The following is a 20,229-nucleotide window of genomic DNA, read 5'->3' on the forward strand; positions in this document are numbered from 1 at the left end:
CGATTCGGCACGGCTTTGCCGGTGGGGCTCACTCCCGAGCTGTTCGGGTGTTCTGCCAGGTCACTTCTGCATCGATGCACTAACATTTTGGCAACGTCAAACGGTCTGTTGGCGCAACACTTCGGTTGTGTCGAACTGAACTGAGGGCTCGTCGACGCCTAGAGCGAGCGGCCGGTGGCGGCGCCGAGATCCTCCGCGTCCACGATCCGGTAGGCGTAGCCCTGCTCGGCGAGGAACCGCTGGCGGTGCGCCGCGAAGTCCTGGTCGACGGTGTCCCGCGCGACGACGGTGTAGAAGTGCGCGGTGCGGCCGTCGGCCTTCGGGCGCATGATGCGTCCGAGGCGCTGCGCCTCCTCCTGCCGGGACCCGAACGACCCGGAGACCTGGATCGCGACCGACGCCTCGGGCAGGTCGATCGAGAAGTTCGCGACCTTCGAGACCACGAGCCGGTTGATCTCACCGGTCCGGAACGCCTGGAACAGCCTCTGGCGCTCGGCGACGGGGGTCTGCCCGGTGATGAGGTCGGCGTCCAGGTGCCCGGACAGCTCCTCGAGCTGCTCGATGTACTGGCCGATCACCAGCACCTGGTCGTCGGGGTGGCGGGCGACGATCTGCTCCACGACGCGGTTCTTGCCGGACGCGCACGCCGCGAGCCGGTAGCGCTCCTCCGGCTCCGCGATCGCGTACGCCATCCGGTCGGAGTCGGGCAGCGTGAGCCGCACCTCCACGCAGTCGGCCGGGGCGATGTACCCCTGGGCCTCGATGTCCTTCCAGGGTGCGTCGTACCGCTTGGGGCCGATCAGCGAGAACACCTCGTCCTCGCGGCCGTCCTCGCGCACCAGGGTGGCCGTCAGGCCGAGCCGGCGGCGGGCCTGCAGGTTCGCCGTCATGCGGAAGATCGGGGCGGGCAGCAGGTGCACCTCGTCGTAGATCACGAGGCCCCAGTCGCGGGCGTCCAGGAGCTCCAGGTGCGTGTAGATGCCCTTGCGGCGGGTCGTGAGCACCTGGTACGTCGCGATCGTGACCGGCTTGACCTCCTTGCGAGCGCCCGAGTACTCGCCGATCTCGTCCTCGGTCAGGTCGGTGCGGCGCAGCAGCTCGTCGCGCCACTGGCGCGCGCTGACGGTGTTGGTCACCAGGATCAGCGTCGTCGTCCCCGACTTCGCCATCGCGCCGGCGCCGACGATCGTCTTGCCCGCACCGCAGGGGAGCACGACGACGCCCGAGCCGCCGTGGAAGAACCCGTCCACGGCCTGGGCCTGGTACGGGCGCATCTGCCACGGGGACGACGTCTGCGAGCCGTCGGGCTCCGTCGTCGTGATCTGGGTGCTGAGCGCGATCGCGTGCTTCTCGCCGTCGACGTACCCGGCGAGGTCCTCGCACGGCCAGCCGAGCTTGACCAGCACCTGCTTGAGGTTCCCGCGCTCCGAGGCGTGCACGACGACGGTCGTGTCGTCGAGCTTCTCGCCCACCAGGCCCGCGGTCTTCTTGGACCGCAGCACCTCCGTCAGCACCGCCTTGTCGAGGGCGTGCAGCACGAGGCCGTGGGCCGGGTCGGTGAGCATCTGCAGCCGGCCGTAGCGCGACATCGTCTCCGCGACGTCGATCAGCAGGGCGTGCGGCACCGGGTAGCGGCTGTACCGCTCCAGGGCGTCGATGACCTGCTCGGCGTCGTGCCCCGCGGCGCGCGCGTTCCACAGGCCCAGCGGCGTCAGCCGGTACGTGTGGACGTGCTCGGGGGCGCGTTCCAGCTCCGCGAACGGCGCGATCGCGCGGCGGGCCTCGCCCGCGAGCTCGTGGTCGACCTCGAGGAGGACTGTCTTGTCGGACTGGACGATGAGGGGGCCGTCAGGCATGGGCACCTTTCGATTCGCGTGCGCGGGCGGCCCGGGGTGCCGGTGCCGACCTTCTAGTGTCTCAACGGATCTGCGGTGCTGCTATTCCGCGGCCGAGCGTCTGGTAGGTGGACACCGCAATCATTCCATTTCGCTCGATACGTACGATCTCCGTCGTGAACGCAATGCTGACGAAGATCCCTCAGCCGTACTGTCCTCGCTGCCAGCAGGAGAAGTTCGAGACCGTCTCGCCGTGCCCACGGTGCGGGATGGGGATGCTGTCGCCGGGTACACCGGTGCCCGGGATGAGTCCCCGCTTCAATCCGCCGCCCGGGTGGCCACGGCCACCCGCGGAGTGGAAACCACCCGTCGGCTGGCTACCGGACACCTCATGGCCTCCAGCGCCACACGGCTGGAGCTTCTGGGTGTTCGAGCCCGTTGCACCAGGCGGAGGTTCGGGCTCCCGCGGCGAGAAGATCCCCGCGTCGCCTGAGCGAGAAGCCGATCGCATTCCGTTGAACAACATCGCCGCATGGCTGCTCGCGTGCAGCCCGATCGCCTACATTCTGACGGATGTTCTGCTGCTTCAGTCTGGCGTATCGGTCGCCGACGGCTGGTCATACTTCGTCCTCGGGGCCACCGGATTCGTTCTTCTCGCACTGTGGGACGTCCGGTACGTCCAGGCAGCCGGGTACGAATTTCCGAGATCGACGGCGATCCTCGCTGTCTTTGGCGTGCCGTTCTACCTCGTGCGGCGGGTTGCGGTCACAGGCGGCACCTGGTGGCAGCCGGTGACCTGGGGAATTCTGTTCTTGGCCTACTGGGGCTCCGCCAACGTCGTGGGCTTCCTCGGGGGAGTCGAACTCGATTCCGACTGGCTGGAGACGGTCATCGACGAGAACTACTCGAACTCAGGAGTCTCATCGACGACCGAATGCCCGAACCCTGCGATCGCCCCGGTCGGGGGCTCTGTGACATGTCAGTCGACGTTCGACGACGAGTCGTGGACGGACGTGCTCGTCACGATCGAGGCCGTTGACGGAACTGTCAGTTGGCAGGAGATCGGCTAGACACTGATCCAGTGCTGCGCTTTATCGGTCCGTCCGGGCGGTGATCGGTTAATCGCTGCGGCTCGTGCCGCGCACCGACGCCACCCGGTGGACGGCCACGGTGATCTCTGCCTCGCGGGCCAGGTCGATCGCGCGCAGGCGCCCGCCGTCGAGACGCTGGGGCTTGAGCCGTCGCGTTTCCGGGACGCCGCGGTTGCCGATCAGCTCGACGTCCACCTCGGCGCGGTCGGCGATGGCCTCGTGCAGGAGGGCGACGACGTCCCCTGGCGGCTGACTCCCGGCGACCACGCCGTTGTGGACATCAACGCCGCCGTTGGTGTGCACAACCGCGTGCTCGGCGCCGGGGGTGGTGGCCGCGGCGTCGTCCGGCCGGGCCTGCGCCCGCGCCAGCAGCCGCGCCGCAACCCGCCGCGCCCGTTCCGCACGCTGCGCCGGGGTCTCGTCCCCGGTCTCGTTCAGGCGCGGGTCGGGGCGGACGGGCCGGGGCCGCCGTCCGGGCGGCAACCACGCGGGCCGCACGCTCGTCCGCGTCCGCCGCTTGCTCTCGGCGAGGTGCACGATCGAGCCGTCCGCGGACTCGACCACCGGCGAGCGCCCCGCGGCCCGCAGGGCGGCGTGGACCTCGGGCCCGGGGGCGGAGGCGACCAGCACGGTCGGTGCGAGCAGCCGCAGGCCCAGGTGTCCCAGCGTCGGGTCCTCGGCCAGGGCGGCGAGCGCACCGACGTCGTCGGACCGGACGTACGACGATGCGCTGCCGACACGCATGCTGCCGTGGCGCCGGGCCTCGTCCCGCACCAGGTACTCGAGCGGCTGCGGCACGGGGACGGGGGAGTGCGCCGCGAGCGCGGCCAGCAGCTCGTCGGCGGACCGGTCGTCCAGAGCGCGCGCGATCGACGACCCGGAGAAGCGGACCGTCGTGGCCGACCCGCGCGACTCGACGTCGGAGGTCGCGTCCAGGAGCGCTGCGAGCGTCGACGTCGGCGTCCCCGGCACGATCCCGGTGAGGTCTCCCTGCAGGAGGACCTCGTCCACCGGCTCGGGCAGCACGGCGCGGAGCGCCTGGGCGAGCGGGGCGGGCAGGCCCTCGGGAGAGGTCTCGTCGTCCAGGAGCGGTAGGGCGGCCGGCGAGAAGGCCCCCGCGCCGGTCACGCCGAGCAGCGCAGCCTCGCGAAGGATCCCGCGCACGGCCTGGTCGGGCGGGACGGTGCGCGGGCGGTACCAGCGCAGGACGTCGAGCACCGCCTCGGGCGTCGGACGGCGCCCGGGCATCTCGTGCAGCGCGGACAGCACCCGCGCGCGCAGTGCGGGCACCCACGTGCGCTGCAGGTCCGGGTCGAGGACTGAGCGCAGCGCCCCGCGGGCGTCCCGGGTGCCCACCAGCCACCCGGTGCGCGGGCTCGACCGCCACGCCGAGACCAGCGCGGCCCACCGCTCGGGGGTCTCCAGGTCCAGCCAGTCCTCGACGAGCGTCGACGGCGCCAGCACGTCGTCGTCGGCCGCGATCAGGCCCGCCGCGAGCGCCACCTCCAGGACCAGGGCCGCGTCCGTCTCGTCGATCTCGAGCGTGCCCGCGACCCGGCGCAGCTCACGCACCCCGAGGCCGCCCGAGCGCAGCAGCTCCGGGGGCTCCGTCGACCACACGTCGATCGCGGTCGAGACCCAGCGCACGGCCTCGGTCGCCGCCCGGCCGGACTCGGCCTCCACGGACCGTTCGTCGACCGTCGGGGCCGCCGTCTCGGGCGGCGCCGGCGGGGCCAGCAGCACCTCGCGGTGCACGTGCCCGCCACGCAGCGCCAGCCCCACCGCGCGCGGCAGCACCACGTGCTCCTCGGCGTCGACCAGCAGATCCCGCTCGACCAGCCACCGCGCGGCCTCCGCACCCGGCCCCGTCGCCGGACGCACCCCGATCGGCGGCCCCCACGTCAGCGCGTCGAGGATCTCCCGCGCGCCCGCGGGCGCGTCAGACAGCAGGTCGTCCAGGTTCGCGACGGCGCTCGCGGACCCGTGGGCGTGCGGCCCCAGGCCGGCGGGGTACGGCCCGAGCACGTCCGCGAGGCCGGGGGCGGGGCGCAGCAGCCCGGCGTCGTCGTGCCAGACGAGCATCCGGTCGGCGAGTTCCGCGACCAGTCCCGGCCCGACGTGGTCGCGCGCGTCCAGCCCCGCACCGACGTCCGGCTCCGACCCCGGGTCCAGGGCGACGACCGTCTCGAGGGTGGCGAGCTGCGCCGTCGTGAGCCCGCCGAGCGCGACCTCCAGGGACGGCCTGCCCGTGGCGCGGGCGCCGAGGGAGCGCAGGGACGACGGCGCGGGCGCGGCCAGGTCGGGACGCGCGGCCAGGAGGGTGGCGAGCGCGTCGGCGTCGAGAGCGGCAACCGCGCGGCCGTACGTCGGGAAGGTGGACATCCGCTCCAGGCTACGCGCGTGCGGGGTCCGTGGCAGGAGACCTGCGCGTACGCGCGGGCAGAATGCGACGACCACGCCGCACGACCGGTAGCCTGATGCCAGGTATCCGCTCGGACGAGATAGAGGTTCACGTGCCCACCGGCAAGGTTAAGTGGTTCGACACTGAACGCGGTTTCGGATTCATCGCCGACGACGCAGGCGGCGAGGTCTTTCTGCATGCCTCCGCGCTGCCCGCGAACGCGCAGGAGCCCCGTCAGGGCACACGCGTCGAGTTCGGTGTCGCCGACGGTCGGCGCGGCCCGTCCGCGCTCGACGTCCGGCTGCTCGAGCCCGTCAAGTCCGTCGCGAAGGCCAAGCGCCGTTCCCCCGAGGAGATGGCCCTGATCGTGGAGGACCTGATGAAGCAGCTCGAGACCCTCGGCAACGGCCTGCGCCGTGGCCGCTACCCCGACGACGCCCGCACCGCCAAGACCGCCGCGATCCTGCGTGCGGTCGCCGACGGTCTCGAGGCCTGACGTGCCAGCCGCCGTGATCGAACGCCTCGCGCCGGACGAGCGCGCCACCGGGGTCTCGGCCCGCGCCGCACGCGACGCCGTGCTCACCGCGGCCGTCGACGAGGCACGCGCCGCGGCGGTGGAGGTCGCCGACGTCCCGACCGACGTCGGCGAGCACCTGGGCACCTCCGCCCAGGCGGACCGCCTCATCTCCCACCACTTCGCCTGCACCATGCGCGGGTACCGCGGGTGGCACTGGATCGTGACCCTCGCCCGCGTGCCGCGCGGCAAGGTCGCCACCGTGTGCGAGGTGGACCTGCTCCCGAGCGACGAGTCCGTGCTCGCGCCCGAGTGGCTGCCCTGGGACCAGCGCCTGGAGCCCGGCGACATCGGGCCCGGCGACGTGCTGCCGTTCCGCGCCGACGACCCGCGCCTCGAGCCCGGGTTCGAGAAGACCGGCGACCCCGAGATCGACGACGTCGCGATCGGCGAGCTGGCCCTCGCCCGTGCCCGCGTGCTCTCGCCCGCCGGCCGGGACGCCGCCGCGCAGCGCTGGTACAACGGCGACCACGGGCCGACGTCCCGCGGCTCCCGCGCCAGCGCGCAGGCCTGCGGGTCGTGCGGGTTCCTCGAGCTGCTCCAGGGTTCGCTCGGTCAGGTCTTCGGCGTCTGCACCAACGCGTGGTCGCCCGACGACGGCACCGTCGTCAGCATGAACCACGGCTGCGGCGCGCACTCCGAGACGGACGCCCCCGAACGCCCGACGGACTGGCCCGAGCCGTCCGCGATCATCGACGAGGGCGCGATCGAGGTCGTGCGCACCACGCCGTCGGTCGAGCCGACGCCGGTCGAGCCTGTCGAGACCAAGCCCGTCGAGACCGGTTTCGACAAGCTCAACCAGCGTTCGTCGGTCGAGTCGAAGTCGTCGGTCGAGCCTGTCGAGACCAAGCCCGCCGACACCACCGAGGCACCGCCGACCCCGTGACCACCGACCTGCTGGGCGCCACCGAGCTCCGGCAGTCGGTGCTCGACGCGTGGCTCGCCTCCCCGACACGCTTCCGTGAGGACGCGAACCTCGAGGAGGACCACGCGCGCGGGCACTACCGCGACCGGGTCGTCGTCGAGCTGGCGCAGAACGCCGCCGACGCCGCGGCCGCAGCGGGAGTCCGCGGTGACGTCACGGTCGAGTTCCGGCCCGACGACGCCGTCCTGGTCGTCCGCGGGCCGGGGGTTCCGCTCGACCGCGCTGGTGCGGCGGCCCTCGCAGGGATGCGGGCGTCGGCCAAGCGCGACGGCGAGTCCGTGGGCCGGTTCGGGGTCGGGTTCAGCGCGGTGCGCGCGGTGGCCGACGAGGTCACGATCGCCTCGGGCGCCCCGGCGGCTGAGCCTGTCGACGCCCCGGAGGTCGAGCCTGTCGATACGGGTCTCGACGAGCTCGACCGGCCGGCGGTGGTTGAGCCTGTCGAAACTGGTCTCGACGAGCTCGACCGGCGGGCGGTGGTCGAGCCTGTCGAGACCACCGCCCCCTTTGTCGGTCTGACCTTCTCCCTCGCCCGGTCCCGTCAGCTCCTGCACGACGTCGCAGCCACCGGTGGCCCCGGCGGCGCCCGGTTGGCCTCGGCGGTCGACGAGCGCGACGGCGACCTGCCGGCACTTCGCCTCCCGTTCGCCGCCGCGCCCGAGGACCTCGGCGACGACGTCCCGGCACCGGGCGAGACCGTCGTCGTGCTCCGGCTGCGCCCGGGCTCGGTGCCCGCCGTCCGCGCGGCGGTCGAGGCGATCGACGACACCCTGCTGCTGGCCCTGCCCGGGCTCGACTCCGTGACCGTGGTGGAGGACGGCGTCGTGCGGCGGTTTGCCGACGTCGAGGACCGCTGGATCGTCGTGCGCGACGGCGGGGATCTGCCCGAGGCCCTGGTGGCGGACCGCCCGGTCGAGCAGCGCGGTACCCGCTGGTCGGTCACCTGGGCGTTGCCGCGCGAGGGTGCCGCGCCCTGCGTCATCCATGCCCCGACGCCGACCGACGACGCCTCCACGCTGCCCGCGCTGCTGGTGGCGACGTTCCCGGTCGACCCGGGGCGCCGTCGTACCACCCCGGGGCCGGTGACTGATGCGCTTGTTGCGCGCGCCGCGGCGTCGTACCCCCGGCTCGTCGCGCGTGCCGGAGAGGCCGGGCGGCACCCGCTGGACCTCGTCCCCGTCGGACTGCCCGGCTCGGAGCTGGACGCACGCCTGCACGCGGCGATCGTGGCGGCGGTGCGGACGGCGCCGGTGCTGGTCTCGGCCGGGGTTCGCGTCGCGCCACAGGACGCCCGCTGCGTGCTCGGCGGCATCGGCGAGGACCTCGACGCGCTGGCGCTGCTCGCCTCCGGGACGCCCGACCTCGTCGCCGTCCCTCCGCGCTGCCTCGCCGCGGCGCGGACCTGCGGTGTGACCGTGACGGACCTGGCGGACGCGGTCGGCGCGCTCCCGGACCGAGACCCCGCCGCATGGCGTGCGGCGTACGAGGTGCTGGCCCGCTGGGTGCACGAGCCCGGCGCACCGGAGGCGATGGCGACCCTAGGGGTGCCGCTGCGCGACGGTCGGACGATCCACGGGCCGCGCGGGGTGCTGGTGCCACAGGGTCGTGCGGCCGAGATTCCCGGGGTCCGGCTGGTGCACCCCGATGCTGCGCACCCGCTGCTCGAGCGGCTCGGGGCGCGGCCGGCGGACGCGTTCGACGCGTTGAACGAGCTGGGTCTCGAGGGGCTCGAGGAGTTCGATGGTCTCGACGGGCTCGACCGGCGGGCGTTGGCTGAGCCTGTCGAAGCCGGTTCTGGTCTCGACGGGCTCGACCGGCGGGCGTTGACTGAGCCTGTCGAAGCCGGTTCTGGTCTCGACGGGCTCGATGGTCTCGACAAGCTCGACCGGCGGTCTGGTCTCGACAAGCTCGACCGACGAACGCCGCTTGACCGACGAACGCCGCTCGACCTCGTCGCCGCCGCGCTCGCCGACCGTCCCGACCTGGACCCGGCCGACGCCCCGTTCTGGTGGGGCGAGCTCGAGGTGGAGTCCGACGACGGCCCGCTGCCGGCTCGCGACTGCCTCCTGCCGGGGTCGTGGGCGGACGGTGTCCTCGACCTCGAGCCGGTGGCCGCCGAGGAGGTCGACCGCCGCGGTCCCGACCTGCTGCGGATGCTCGGCGTCGCGTCGGACGTCGCGGTGCTGCGCGTGCCCGACGTCCTGACCCCGGACAGCGGCCCCGACCTCGCGGGTCTCGACGACGCCGAGAACGGCCCGGCCGACTGGCTCGACCACTGGGCCGAGTACCTGGAGATGCTGGCCGAGACGCTGGGGGAGAGCGTCGCGCTCGGCACGCTCGAGGCCGTGGCGGATCTCGACGTCGCGGAGCTCGGCCCGATGATGGCCCGGATCAGCGAGGACGAGCGTGCCCGGGCCGCGCTCTTGACGACCTTGCGGGCCCCCTCGACCGGAGGCCGCGCGCCGTCGTACACCGCCTGGTGGGTGCGGGACCATCTCGGCCGGCGGTTCGCGCTGCCGGGGCAGAGCGTCCCGCTCCTCGGCCCCGCGCCGGAGTTCCTGGAGGGTCTCGACGACGACGTTCTCGTGGCGTGCGGGGGAGTCTCGTCCCTCGCGGACCTCGACGATGCCGACTGGCGGGCCGTCCTCGAGGACCTCCCGCCGGTGGGCCGGTCGGTGCCGCCCGACGTCGCCGCGGAGATCTGGGACGGCCTCGCGGAGATGGGGGACGGCGTCGTGATCGACCGCCTGCCCGCCCAGGACGGCGACCGGCTCCGCATGGCTGCGCTGTCCGCCGTCGTGCCGGCGAACCACGTGTGCTGGGCGGCCCTGGGTCCGGTGATCCCGGCGCGGCTCGCCGGCCCGCTGGGGCTCGACGTCGTGGGGGACCGTGAGCCCGACGGCGCGGGGGAGCCCGAGGAGGTCGACGCGGCCGTGGTGCGGGTGACTTCTGGGCTCCCGACGACGTGGTGGGCGCACGACGAGCTGACGGTCGGCGGCGTGGACGTCGACTGGTGGATCGCGGACGGGCGGGTGCACGCCGCGACGACGGCGGGCCTCGCGGCCGGTCTCGCGGCGGCGGCAGGCCTCTGGGCCGACCGGCACCGGATCGAGCTGCTGCTCTCCGAGCCCGAACGGGCCGAGCTCGACGCCGCCCTGGACGCGTGGGTCGGGCCTGAACCGAGGCAGTAGAACGGCCGCGCACCAGGTATACATGGATCATGTCGTTCACCCAGCAGCGCCCCGCGCACGCGGCGCCGTCGCGAGGCAGGCCCGCGCCCCGCGTGACGTTCGTCGGGGTCCTGGGTGAGCTGATGATCACCGCGGGCGTGATCCTCGGGCTATTCGTCGTCTGGCAGCTGTGGTGGACGTCGGTGGAGGCAGACGCTGCCGCCGAGACCCAGCTCGAGGAGTACTACGAGCAGGACGTGATGACGCCGGTGGTCCGCGAGGTCGCGGAGCTCAACACCACCGACCCGCCGCCCGTGCCGGAACCCGTCGGGTATGGCGAGATGATGGGCGTGCTGATCGTGCCCACCTGGTACGGCAAGACCAACAACACGATGCCGATCCTCGAGGGCACGGGGCTCGACGTCCTCGACGGCGCCAACGCCGGGCACTACACCGAGACCGCGCAGGTCGGCGACGTCGGCAACTTCTCCCTCGCGGGGCACCGCCGCACCCACGGCAACTCGTTCCTGTACGTGCCCGACCTCGTCGAGGGCGACCAGGTGATCGTCGAGACCGCCGACACCTGGTACGTCTACGAGGTCACGACGCACGAGGTCGTGTCCCCGAGCCAGGTCGACGTCGTCGCGCCCGTCCCCGGCGACCCGACGGCCGAGCCCGTGGACCGGCTGCTCACCCTGACCACGTGCGACGACCCCGTCCTCGGGGCGTACGGCAACTCCACCCGCTGGATCACGCACGCCGAGTTCGTCGGATGGATGGACCGCGCCGACGGCATGCCCGAGCAAATCGTCGACGACCCGGGAGTCCTGTGATGTACGGCTGGATCTATCGACACCTGCCCGGACCCGCCGCACTGCGGGTGTTCATCATGCTCGCCGCGGCGGCGGGCGTCGTCGTGCTGCTCTTCGGGTGGGTCTTCCCCTGGGTGTCGGCGGAGATCGACTACTTCAACCCGGAGCTCGGGTAGTCACGAGGCGTTCGCTCGGCAAGGACGGATAGTTACCCAGCGCGCAACTTCTGGCACGATGTCGCGCATGGCGACGAGCACACAAAATCCACACCCCACCCAGGGTTCCTCCACGATCGACCGGTTCTTCAAGATCTCGGCCCGTGGATCGACCGTCGGCCGCGAGATTCGCGGCGGCATGGTTACCTTCTTCGCGATGGCGTACATCGTCGTCCTCAACCCGCTGATCCTCGGTACGACGCCGGACGGCACCGGTGCGTTCCTCGGCGGCGACGACGGCCTGGCCAAGATCGCCGCGGCCACCGCGCTCGTCGCCGGCCTGCTCACGATCCTCATGGGTGTCGTCGCGAACTTCCCGCTGGCGCTCGCAGCCGGGCTCGGTCTCAACGCGGTGGTCGCCTTCTCGATCGCCTCGATCGAGGGCGTGACGTGGGCCGACGCCATGGGTCTGGTGGTGATCGAGGGTGTCATCATCCTCGTGCTCGTCCTGACCGGGTTCCGCGAGGCGGTCTTCAGGGCCGTGCCCGTCGAGCTCAAGACGGCGATCAGCGTCGGCATCGGACTCTTCATCGCGCTCGTGGGCTTCGTCAACGGCGGATTCGTCTCGGCCGGGAGCGGCACGCCGCTGCAGCTCGGCACCAACGGGTCTCTGGCCGGGTGGCCGGTCTTCGTCTTCGTGATCGGCCTGGCGCTCGCCATCGTCCTTTCCGTCCGCAAGGTCCGCGGCGCGCTCCTGATCGCAATCGTCGCCGCGACGATCCTCGCCGTCGTCATCGAGGCCGTCACCAAGATCGGCCCGAAGGTCGGCGCGGACGGCACCGTCAACCCGGGCGGGTGGAACCTCAACAGCCCCGACCTGCCGGACCAGTGGGTCGCGATCCCGGACTTCTCCCTGATCGGGCAGTTCTCCCTGCTGGGCTCGATCCAGAACATCGGTGCCGTCTCCGCGATCCTGCTCGTGTTCTCGCTGCTGCTCGCCGACTTCTTCGACACGATGGGCACCATGGTGGCCGTCGGTGGCGAGGCGGACCTGCTCGACGAGGAGGGCAACCCGCCCAACACCCGCCGCATCCTGGTGGTCGACTCGATCGCCGCCGCGGCCGGTGGCGCCGCCTCAGTCTCCTCCAACACGAGCTACGTCGAGTCTGCGACCGGTGTCGGCGAGGGTGCGCGCACGGGCCTCGCCTCCGTCGTGACGGGTGTGCTCTTCCTGCTGACGACGTTCCTGTCGCCGCTGGTCGCGCTCGTCCCGTACGAGGCTGCGACGCCGGCCCTCGTCTTCGTCGGGTTCCTGATGATGACGCAGGTGACCGGGGTCCGCTGGAACGACTGGGAGATCGCCATCCCGGCCTTCCTCACGATCGTCCTGATGCCGTTCACCTACTCGATCACCGCAGGCATCGGCGCCGGCTTCCTCGCCTTCGTGCTGATCAAGATCGCCGTCGGCAAGGCGAAGGTGGTGCACCCGCTGATGTGGCTGGCGGCCGCTCTGTTCGTCGTCTACTTCACGATCGGCCCGATCGGCGACCTGCTCGGGGTTAACCTCTGACCCTATGACCGTGTATCGGCTCGAGAACGCGCTGCAGCGCTACGACTGGGGGTCCACCTCGGCGCTGCAGGGCGTTCTCGGGCTTCCGGTCGACGGCCGGCCGGCCGCCGAGCTGTGGCTCGGAGCGCACCCGCAGGGCCCGTCGGTCGTTCACCTGCCCGGTGGGCGCGACGTCGGTCTGGCGGAGCTGATCCGCGCCGACCCGTACGGCGTGATGGGTGCGGGCGTCGTCGACGCGTACGGGCCGCGCCTGCCGTATCTGCTCAAGCTGCTCGCGGCCGACCGCGCGCTCTCCCTGCAGGTCCACCCGCAACCGCACCGGGCCCGTGCCGGGTTCAACGCCGAGAACCGCCGTGGCATCGCGCTCGACGACCCGCAGCGGACTTACCGCGACGACCAGGCCAAGCCCGAGATGGTCGTCGCGCTCAGCCGATTCGAGGTGCTGAGCGGGTTCCGCCGCCCGCAGCGCATCCTCACCCTCCTCGACGGGCTGCCGGGTGACCTCGTCGCCAGCATCCGGGCCGCCCTGCAGTCCCGTCCGACGGCGGCCGGGATCAGCCAGGCGTTCGCGCTCGCCGTCCGCGCAGGGCAGTCATCCGACGGCGCCGCGGATCTCGCGCTGACCGTCGCCGCGGTCGCTGACCGGTTCGAGGCGGGCAGCGACTCCCCACGGGCCGACGAGACCGTCGTGGCTCTGGCGGAGCAGCACCCGGGTGATCCCGGCGCCGTGGTCTCGCTGATGCTCAACCGGCTGACGCTGCGCCCGGGGGAGGCGATGTTCGTGCCGTCCGGGCACGTGCACGCCTACCTCTCCGGGTGCGCGGTGGAGGTGATGGCGAGCTCCGACAACGTGCTGCGCGCGGGGCTGACCCACAAGCGTGTGGATGTCGACGCCCTGCTCGACTGCGCCGACTTCCAGCCTGGCCCGGCGGCGCGCCCTCGCACGGTGCCGCTCGGGGGTGATCTGGTCAACTATCGGGCCACGACGCGCGAGTTCGGGCTGGTCGTCGGTAGGCCCGGGGCCGACTCGACGACGCTGCCGGCACGCGGGCCGCGGGTCCTCGTCGTCGTCGACGGCGAGGTCGAGGTGACGACGTCGGGCGGGGTTCAGAAGTTTACGTCGGGCGAATCAATCGTCGTGCCGCATTCGGCTGGGTCGCTGACCGTGCGCGGTGGTGGTTTGCTAGCACTGTCCTACGTTCCGTGACTTTTCACGTAGTGGACAAGTGTAAGAAGTGCTGTGCGTAGCGCTAAGATACGAGGGCCGCACTGACGGCCATGAGGCCGACGTGGCTCGCGAAGACGCTTGGGGACACCGTGGAAAGCAAGGTTGCAACGCTGCGACGCGCTGCATGGCATCTGCGGACCGGTGGCATGTCCCAATTGCGCACTTTCATCCGGCGTCTAAAGGTTGGCGGACCAACAGCGACCGCGCACGCGTTCGAGGGTACGGTTTCGTTCGATCCTTGGCCCGTCCGTCCACAGGATCCTCGCCGGAACCTCCGCGTCGGGGTGATTCTCGACGACTTCTCGCGACTCGCATTCGGCTATGAGTGGGATCAAGTGCTCCTCGCCCCCGAGACGTTCCAGGAAGTGCTTTCGACTCGGCCCGTCGACCTGCTCTTCGTCGAGTCGGCATGGAACGGCAACGAAGGGGTCTGGCAGTATCACCTCGCCGGCCCGTCGGCACCGCGTCCGGCGCTCGTCGAGCTTGTCGAGACGTGCCAGAGCCTCGGAATTCCCACGGTCTTCTGGAACAAGGAAGACCCCGTGCACTTCGACGACTTCTTGGACACGGCACGCCTGTTCGACCGGGTCTACACGACCGACGTGAACCGAATCCCCGCGTATGTCGAAGCACTCGGGCACGACAGGGTCGGGGTCCTGCCATTCGCCGCGCAGCCGGCGATCCACAACCCGATCCGCTCGCACGGTGGCGGTCCGTCGCGCGACGTCGCGTTCGGCGGCATGTACTTCGCGCACAAGTACCCCGTGCGTCGCCAGCAAATGGATCTGTTGCTCGGCGGCGCCCTCGACGTCTCGCCGAAGATGCAGCACGGTCTCGAGATTTTCTCCCGGTTCGCCGGTGGTGACGAGAAGTACCAGTTCCCGTCGCCCCTCGACGAGCACGTCGTCGGGTCGCTGAACTACGAGCAGATGCTCACGGCCTACCGCGAGTACAAGGTCTTTCTCAACGTGAACTCCGTGGTCGGGTCGCCCAGCATGTGCGCACGCCGCCTGTTCGAGATCAGCGCTTGTGGCACACCGGTCGTCACCACGCCGAGCGAGGCGATCGGTGAGTTCTTCCCGCCGGACGAGGTCTTCGTCGTGGACTCCCGCGAGACGGCTGGCCACACCGTCCGTGCGCTGGTGAACTCGGCCGAGCTCCGCGACCGCGCCACACATCGCGCCCAGCGGCGGATCTGGCGCGAGCACACCTACGGTGCGCGCGTCCAAGGAGTTCTCCACGACGTGGGCCTGGCGAGTTCGGCCGAGCTCGAGCGCCCAACCGTGACGGCCATCGTCTCGACGAACCGGCCGCATCGGTTGAACGACGTGATCGAGACCGTCGCGTCGCAGGTGGACGTCCGGGTGCAACTCGCGCTGCTCACGCATGGATTCGAGATCGACGCCGATGACGTGCGTCTGCGCGCGAAGACGGCCGGCCTGGACGACGTGGTTCTTCTACATGCCGACGCCGATGTGCCCCTGGGCGCATGCCTGAACCGGCTGGTCGATGCGGCTGGCGGCGACGTCGTCGCCAAGATGGACGACGACGACTTCTACGGCCCCCATTACCTCGCAGACCAACTCGATGCACTGATGTACTCGGGTGCCGATGTCGTTGGCAAGCAGGCCCACTACATGCATCTCGATGGATCCGACGCGACACTGCTGCGCTTCGCCGAGCGGGAGCACCGGTACACGGATTTCGTGATGGGCCCAACGATCGTGGCACGACGTGCGGTGGCCGCGCGCTGCAGATTCGTTGAGTCGCGGTCGGGGGAAGACACTGGCTTCTTGCGACGTGTGTCTGAAGCGGGTGGGGCGATCTACTCGGCCGACCGCTTCAACTTCGTTCAACGGCGCTCCGACGATGGTGCGCACACATGGATGGTGAGCGACGCAGAGGTCCTCGCGACCGGCATCGTCCAGTTCTATGGGCCTTCAAACGTCCACGTCACATTCTGAGGTAGGAGAGTATGTCCATCAGTACTGTCGCGGTCATCGGACTCGGATACATCGGACTGCCGACCGCTGCGATCTTGGCGTCAAACGACGTCAAGGTCATCGGAGTGGATGTCAATACGGCGACAGTCGACGCAGTCAACCGAGGCGACGTTCCATTCGTCGAGCCCGATCTGGCTACCTACGTGGCAGGCGCCGTAACCCATGGAACGCTCCGGGCGACGACTACGCCCGAGCCCGCTGACGCTTTCATCGTTGCTGTGCCGACTCCCTTCACGGACGACATGAAGCCTGACCTTACGTACATTGAAGCCGCAGCCAAATCGATTGCCCCATGCCTTCGCGGCGGGAATCTCGTGATTCTTGAGTCGACGTCCCCGCCGAAGGCGACCGAGAGAATGGCGGCGTGGATTCTGGAAGAGCGTCCGGACCTCAGCCTCGACGGTACTGACAACAGGCCAATCATTCACTTTGCCCACTGCCCAGAGAGAGTTTTGCCGGGGCGCATCATGGTTGAACTGGTGACCAACGACCGCGTCGTCGGTGGCCTCACGGTCGAGGCCGCAGAAGTCGCACGCAATCTATATCGCGTCTTCTGCCAGGGTGAGATCCTACTGACTGATGCGACCACTGCTGAGATGACCAAACTCGCAGAGAACACATTCCGTGACGTCAATATCGCGTTCGCGAACGAACTCGCATCGATCTGCGAGAAAGTAGACGTCGACGTTTGGGAACTGATTCGTTTGGCGAATCATCACCCTCGGGTCGAAATCTTGAGACCTGGGCCAGGAGTTGGCGGACACTGTATCGCAGTCGATCCATGGTTCATTGTCGATGCTGCACCGAAGAGAGCTCGTCTAATTCGGCGAGCACGGAAACTTAATGACAGGAAGCCTCGGCAGGTTGCGAAAACCATCGCGCACGCGTCTATGCAAGCGAATGCTCAAAAGATTGCTTTGCTTGGCCTCGCTTTCAAGCCAGACATCGACGATCTCCGCGAGTCGCCCGCGGTACAGGTTTTGGAGAATCTCAGGACGCTTTCGCCACTTCCGATCCTCGTGATTGAGCCGCACATTGACCGTTTGCCAAACTCTCTCGCGAAACTTTCAAATGTACAGCTCGTGACTATTGATGGCCTGGAGCACGCCGATGTGGTAGCTCGGCTCGTCGCACATCACGAGTTCGATGACCTCCCACACGCCCTCTCCCATGCGAGTATAAGCCTCGATTTCGCAGGGCCAAGAAATTGGCAGCGATCTTGAGCCAGTGGCGCACTCCGCGCTGGATTCGGATTCTGCGGCACCGGGTCCTCGGGGCGCGAACTCGGAACCGCGTGAGTGTCGTGATGCCCTGCTACAACGCGAGCGCGCACGTCGAGTCAGCGGTACGGAGCATTCTGAACCAGAGTCATCGAAACGTAGAACTTATCGTCGTAGACGACGCGTCGACGGACAAATCACGCGAAATACTCACCGAGCTTGCACACCGCGACGTCCGGATAAGGCTAATCGCAAACTCAACGCGAAGAGGCCCTGGATTCTCAAGGAACATCGGCATCCAACGATCAACCGGAACGTACCTTGCGTTCTGCGACGCCGATGACAAGGTTCTGCCGAATGCATACACGAAGATGATTGAGACGCTCGAGGGATCAGGTTCGGACTTCGTCATTGGTGGATACCGTCGTCACGGAGAATCTGACGGGCATCGACCAGGGGTCGTTAAGCGCGTCCACAGAGAGCGTCTCGTCGGTATGAACCTGGACAAATTTCCACACATAATCGATGAGCCGGTCATCTGGAACCGGCTCTATGTACGGCAGTTCTGGACTACGTCAGGCGCAGTGTTTCCTGAGAATCTTAACTATGAGGACCAACTCCCCGCGCTGCGGACGGCACGAGTTGGGACATTCGATGTCCTCCAGGAGGACGTTTACTCGTGGCGTCTGCCTGATGGCAGGAACACACGATCCAGGGGCCGCCAATTGACCCGGAACCTCGTCGATCGGATCGAGATGTCTCGTCGGCTACGTTCTGAGGTGGCGCAGTCTAGCGACGACACGCGGAATTTCCTTGAACGGCGAATTAATTCTACCGACATGATGCTTCATGTTGAGGCCATACCGGCAGCGAATGACGAGTTCTTTAGGATAATCAAAAGCGCTCTTTCTGGGCACAGGTCCGGACACGATGAACTTAGATCCCTTGGCCTTCCCTTGAAGGCTCAACTGGCCTTATGGGCTGTTTCATCAATGTCCCGCCTGGACGTAGAGAGATTGCTTGGATTCTGGCAGGAGAATACGGGCAGCATTCCTGTCAGCGAGGACGCGAATGGATTCCTTGAGGTTGATGGATCGTGGATACGGCGCCTTGATCTCGACATACCGTCAGATGTTCGCAGAGTACGGGAGGAACAACTCCGGCTGAAAACCCGTTTCCTCTCATCGCGTAGAGTGGGACGAAAAATTGAGATCCGATTTAGCGCATATGTGGACGGGCTGCAGATCGGCGAGAATAGAGAGGTTCTCGTCGTGTCACCAGCAGGTGCCTATGTAGCGCGGACGGCAGAACCGGATCACGTGGTCAACCTGCACGCGGGAGACCCTTGGCGGGACTACTCAAATTCTGTCTTTACGGCAATAGTTGATGATGCTTCGGTTGCCGAATTGGCGCTACTTGTTCGATTCAAGAGCGCACAGATTGTGTTGGAGGAGCGCCTTTACCTGCCGAAGCCAATAGTTGATCTAGCCGTGAAGTCCTCGACAGCCGGGTCGCTGGTGTACGACGACGATACTGCGCCCCGAGCTATAGAGGTAGTCTACGGGGAGATTTCTAATGGATCCGTGCGATTGGGACTCCGAGCGCAGATTCCGCCATCAAGACTCGTCCTGAAGTCTCGATCACTACATAGGGTTTCTGAGTCCCCCCAATTGATTCGCGATGGCGAGTGGTACTACGAGTTCAGGTCAGAGCATCGGGCGCTCCCTAGCGGCGCCTTCTATGTTCATGCGGTTCCCAAAGGACGTGATAGTCACACGGCTGAGCGAGTCTCAGCTGCTCCAATTCTCTCATTAAGACCTATGGATGAGGTCAGTGAGTTCATGCGGCTAGCGGTTTCGGCCGATGCTAGAGGATCGGTGACCGTGTCTATCGGCCCCCCACTATCGTCGTTCGAACGCAGCCGATTCGGCAGACGGGTGCTCATGGAGAAAAATTGGGGAGTGCTCCGGCCCTCCATTTTCTTCGAGAGTTTCAACGGCAAGTCGATTTCGGACGTGCCTCTTGCCATATACGAGTCACTTACCTCGATTTCCCCAGGAATCGACACGCTTTGGTCGACTTCAGACTACGCACGAGATCTTGGCAGTGTGAGCAAAATCGTCTGTCAAGGTACGGAAGCCTGGTATGAGGCATTGGCTAGTTCACGAGTTCTCGTAAACAACAATCACTTTCCGGCCTCGTTCAGAAAGAATCAAGACCAATTCTATCTACAAACCTGGCACGGTACGCCCATTAAAAGGTTGCTGGGGCATATGAATGCGAACGAGGTTCCGCTGACGTATAGGCGAATAATGGAACGTGAGTCGAGCGATTGGGATCTACTTCTCGCCGAATCGGCATTGGCGGAGTCGAACCTGCGAACTGGTCTCGCCTATGCTGGTCCGGTACGGCGGATCCCTGATCCGAGGGCAGTCCTCCTTGATAGCGGGCCCGAGCGCGAGGAATTCCGCGAGCGCCTAGGCGTTGCGCGGGAGGAAATCGTCATCTTATACGCACCGACGTGGCGAAATGAAAGCGAATCTGGCGAGTGGCTTGTGGATACGAGACAATTGTCGGCTGATGTGGGAGTTCCCGTTCTCTTCAGGGCACACCACATGACCGCTCCAATCGACGCTTCTCAGGGCAGCTCAATCGATGTGTCAAGCGTCTCGCCGGTGGAGAAATTGATCAGTGCAGCGGATATTCTCGTCTCGGACTATTCATCCATTATCTACACGTGGGCCTACACTGGGAAGCCCATTTGTTTGCATCTACCTGATATTGATGCATACCGTTCCGATCGCGGTTTTGTTGTTGAATGGCCACCTCAAGAGTCTTGTGTCTCGCTGGACTACGACTCCCTTGTATCGAACTTGAACACTTGCGTACAAGAATTGCGAGGCGGCGCGCGACGGGGAGCAGTAGAAATGGCGGATGACGTGCGGTCGTCACTAGATAGCCTTATTCGCGATGTTATCGTCCCCGAACTAGTTGGTTTTTAGCACGAGTCCGACTCTGTAGCAGGGGCCGCAACACAGATTGATTGTACTGATTCATTTATTGGGCATGAACGAGAGAGGTGAGACTATGTCTTACGGAGCCAGTAGTCTTCTCGCGAAGTTAGGCCGGTTTCTTGAACGTAGTGCTAGGTACAAGCTTGCGAGACGCTTCTATCTCATGGCTGAACGGGTCTCCGGCGCTGGAGTCGCGTGTCTAGATTTGCCAAATATGTATTACAAGATTGGGGA

13 protein-coding genes are annotated in these 20,229 nt (G+C 67.7%); 11 read left to right on the top strand and 2 right to left on the bottom strand.

The window, feature by feature from the left end; genetic code table 11:
• Positions 1–158: 158 nt before the first annotated feature.
• Positions 159–1,856, bottom strand: a complete 1,698-nt coding sequence (locus tag BLU20_RS04865) for a DNA repair helicase XPB (protein ID WP_083371794.1) — start codon at positions 1,854–1,856, stop codon at positions 159–161.
• A 155-nt stretch (positions 1,857–2,011) separates the two neighbouring features.
• Here BLU20_RS04865 and BLU20_RS13695 point away from each other — a divergent pair, with 155 nt between their 5' ends.
• Entirely contained in the window at positions 2,012–2,905 is an 894-nt protein-coding gene (locus BLU20_RS13695) for a DUF4333 domain-containing protein (protein WP_157270316.1), read from the top strand.
• A 48-nt stretch (positions 2,906–2,953) separates the two neighbouring features.
• Here BLU20_RS13695 and BLU20_RS04875 read toward each other — a convergent pair whose 3' ends face one another.
• Positions 2,954–5,308, bottom strand: coding sequence for a helicase-associated domain-containing protein (locus BLU20_RS04875; RefSeq protein ID WP_083371796.1), 2,355 nt, complete (start codon positions 5,306–5,308; stop codon positions 2,954–2,956).
• 131 nt (positions 5,309–5,439) lie between these two features.
• Between BLU20_RS04875 and BLU20_RS04880 the strand changes: the two genes are divergently transcribed.
• The 10 genes from BLU20_RS04880 (at position 5,440) to BLU20_RS04920 (ending at position 19,983) form a co-directional block, all read left to right on the top strand.
• On the top strand, positions 5,440–5,823 hold the full coding sequence (locus tag BLU20_RS04880) for a cold-shock protein (protein ID WP_029252950.1): 384 nt from the start codon (positions 5,440–5,442) through the stop codon (positions 5,821–5,823).
• A 1-nt stretch (position 5,824) separates the two neighbouring features.
• Complete coding sequence (locus BLU20_RS04885) at positions 5,825–6,787, top strand: DUF3027 domain-containing protein (RefSeq protein WP_231959300.1); 963 nt, start codon at positions 5,825–5,827, stop codon at positions 6,785–6,787.
• Complete coding sequence (locus tag BLU20_RS04890; protein ID WP_083371797.1) at positions 6,784–10,014, top strand: sacsin N-terminal ATP-binding-like domain-containing protein; 3,231 nt, start codon at positions 6,784–6,786, stop codon at positions 10,012–10,014. Before BLU20_RS04885 ends, BLU20_RS04890 begins: the two co-directional genes overlap by 4 nt.
• 29 nt (positions 10,015–10,043) lie before the next feature.
• Entirely contained in the window at positions 10,044–10,826 is a 783-nt protein-coding gene (locus tag BLU20_RS04895) for a class E sortase (protein WP_083371798.1), read from the top strand.
• Positions 10,826–10,981 carry a hypothetical protein gene (locus BLU20_RS13910; RefSeq protein WP_043109761.1) on the top strand — a complete coding sequence of 52 codons (156 nt, stop codon included), beginning with the start codon at positions 10,826–10,828 and terminating at the stop codon, positions 10,979–10,981. The genes BLU20_RS04895 and BLU20_RS13910 overlap by 1 nt, the downstream gene beginning before the upstream one ends.
• Before the next feature lie 67 nt (positions 10,982–11,048).
• Positions 11,049–12,530: an NCS2 family permease gene (locus BLU20_RS04900; protein ID WP_083371799.1), complete on the top strand. Its 1,482-nt coding sequence runs from the start codon at positions 11,049–11,051 to the stop codon at positions 12,528–12,530.
• A 4-nt stretch (positions 12,531–12,534) separates the two neighbouring features.
• Positions 12,535–13,737: a mannose-6-phosphate isomerase, class I gene (manA, locus tag BLU20_RS04905; protein ID WP_083371800.1), complete on the top strand. Its 1,203-nt coding sequence runs from the start codon at positions 12,535–12,537 to the stop codon at positions 13,735–13,737.
• Between the two features lie 71 nt (positions 13,738–13,808).
• Entirely contained in the window at positions 13,809–15,722 is a 1,914-nt protein-coding gene (locus BLU20_RS04910) for a glycosyltransferase family protein (RefSeq protein WP_083371801.1), read from the top strand.
• Positions 15,723–15,733: 11 nt separating this feature from the next.
• Positions 15,734–16,984 (top strand): UDP-N-acetyl-D-mannosamine dehydrogenase, encoded by a 1,251-nt coding sequence (gene wecC / locus BLU20_RS04915; RefSeq protein WP_083371802.1) that lies wholly within the window; start codon positions 15,734–15,736, stop codon positions 16,982–16,984.
• Positions 16,985–17,064: 80 nt separating this feature from the next.
• Positions 17,065–19,983, top strand: a complete 2,919-nt coding sequence (locus tag BLU20_RS04920) for a bifunctional glycosyltransferase/CDP-glycerol:glycerophosphate glycerophosphotransferase (protein WP_269457236.1) — start codon at positions 17,065–17,067, stop codon at positions 19,981–19,983.
• Positions 19,984–20,229: the final 246 nt, after the last annotated feature.

Source organism: Paraoerskovia marina (assembly GCF_900105445.1).
GTDB lineage: Bacteria > Actinomycetota > Actinomycetes > Actinomycetales > Cellulomonadaceae > Paraoerskovia > Paraoerskovia marina.

What these genes read in the sequence shown, in the direction of transcription:
- BLU20_RS04865 (WP_083371794.1), bottom strand. Translation starts at nt 1,856, where the DNA reads ATGCCTGACGGCCCCCTCATCGTCCAGTCCGACAAGACAGTCCTCCTC.
- BLU20_RS04875 (WP_083371796.1), bottom strand. Translation starts at nt 5,308, where the DNA reads ATGTCCACCTTCCCGACGTACGGCCGCGCGGTTGCCGCTCTCGACGCC.
- BLU20_RS04895 (WP_083371798.1), top strand. Translation starts at nt 10,044, where the DNA reads ATGTCGTTCACCCAGCAGCGCCCCGCGCACGCGGCGCCGTCGCGAGGC.
- BLU20_RS13910 (WP_043109761.1), top strand. Translation starts at nt 10,826, where the DNA reads ATGTACGGCTGGATCTATCGACACCTGCCCGGACCCGCCGCACTGCGG.
- BLU20_RS04900 (WP_083371799.1), top strand. Translation starts at nt 11,049, where the DNA reads ATGGCGACGAGCACACAAAATCCACACCCCACCCAGGGTTCCTCCACG.
- manA (WP_083371800.1), top strand. Translation starts at nt 12,535, where the DNA reads ATGACCGTGTATCGGCTCGAGAACGCGCTGCAGCGCTACGACTGGGGG.
- BLU20_RS04910 (WP_083371801.1), top strand. Translation starts at nt 13,809, where the DNA reads ATGAGGCCGACGTGGCTCGCGAAGACGCTTGGGGACACCGTGGAAAGC.
- wecC (WP_083371802.1), top strand. Translation starts at nt 15,734, where the DNA reads ATGTCCATCAGTACTGTCGCGGTCATCGGACTCGGATACATCGGACTG.